Source organism: Alcanivorax sp. 24, assembly GCF_004360225.1.
Taxonomy (GTDB): Bacteria; Pseudomonadota; Gammaproteobacteria; order Pseudomonadales; family Alcanivoracaceae; genus Alloalcanivorax; species Alloalcanivorax xiamenensis.
This window is the reverse complement of the sequence record NZ_SNUA01000070.1, coordinates 1-506: the sequence shown is the minus strand read 5'-3', so window position 1 is coordinate 506 and position 506 is coordinate 1. Positions and strand designations below refer to the sequence as shown.

General features: G+C 41.9%; 2 protein-coding genes. Both read left to right on the top strand.

What is annotated here, in order from left to right; all coding sequences use genetic code 11:
• Positions 1-45 precede the first annotated feature (45 nt).
• Positions 46-168, top strand: coding sequence for a hypothetical protein (locus tag E0L37_RS21970; protein ID WP_370450663.1), 123 nt, complete (start codon positions 46-48; stop codon positions 166-168).
• 24 nt (positions 169-192) lie between these two features.
• On the top strand, positions 193-489 hold the full coding sequence (locus E0L37_RS21965; protein ID WP_370450662.1) for a proton-conducting transporter membrane subunit: 297 nt from the start codon (positions 193-195) through the stop codon (positions 487-489).
• Positions 490-506: the final 17 nt, after the last annotated feature.

Here is a 506-nt window from a genome sequence, read left to right as displayed (position 1 = left end):
GGTGAAACAATTCGCTACACTGCTGAGTGGATCCCTCTTTTAAACATGCAAGTTTCGTTTCGACTTGATGGTTTAACGTTACTTTTTCTATATATGATCTTGGGTATCGGTACCCTGGTGATTTTTTATGCGCGTTATTACTTAAGTAGTAGCGACTCAATGCCATAGCTATACTGCTATTTATTGCTATTTATGACCGCAATGGTCGGCATCGTGATGTCGAATAATGTGATCCAGCTGTGGTTTTTCTGGGAGCTCACCAGTATTAGCTCGTTCTTATTGATTAGCTATTGGTGGCATAAGTCAGAAGCTCGCAAAGGTGCACGTATGGCACTTGCTATTACCGGTGCCGGTGGTCTTGCGTTACTACCAGGTTTATTCCTAGTTCGAGATATTCTTCGTAGCTATAATCTGCATGTGATTTTAGCAAGCAAAGCGCTTATTCAATCCCATGCACTTTATGAGGCTGCGTTGGTAGTAATGCTTTGACGTGCAATTACCATATC

Coding starts and splice junctions, on each gene's coding strand:
- E0L37_RS21965 (WP_370450662.1), top strand. CDS start 193: ATGACCGCAATGGTCGGCATCGTGATGTCGAATAATGTGATCCAGCTG.
- E0L37_RS21970 (WP_370450663.1), top strand. CDS start 46: ATGCAAGTTTCGTTTCGACTTGATGGTTTAACGTTACTTTTTCTATAT.